This is a genomic window from Streptomyces sp. MBT65, assembly GCF_016612545.1.
Taxonomy (GTDB): Bacteria; Actinomycetota; Actinomycetes; order Streptomycetales; family Streptomycetaceae; genus Streptomyces.
The window spans coordinates 1-382 of record NZ_JAENRY010000793.1; the positions used below are offsets into that span (position 1 = coordinate 1).

Annotated in this window: 1 pseudogene; it reads right to left on the reverse strand. The window is 76.7% G+C overall.

Annotated elements, in window-relative coordinates:
• Positions 1–382 (reverse strand): annotated as a pseudogene (locus tag JHN63_RS52145) (hypothetical protein); the annotation flags it as partial.

Consider the following 382-nt stretch of genomic DNA (forward strand, 5'->3'; position numbering starts at 1 on the left):
CCCCCCGACCAGCCCGAGCAACAGCACCGCACCGGCCGTCCCGAGCATCGCCCACTTCAGGGCCGTAGACCCGGAACGGTCCCCCTCCGCCCCGGACGCCAGCCCCAGCATCGCCAGCCCTGCGCACACCACCCCGACGGCCGCCCACTCCGTCCCGCTGAGCCGAACTCCCAGCAGCCGCGCGGCCACCACGGCCGTCACCGCCAGGCTCGACGCCAGCGCGGCGCCCACCGCGTAGATCGGCAGCGACCGCAGCGCCGCGATCTGGAAGACGAACCCCAGACCGTCCAAGCCCAGCCCCGCCAGATACCGCCACTGCCGCAGGGCCCGCAGCAACAGCGCCGCGTCCCCACCCCCACCGGCCGTGGCCGCCCGCGCGGCG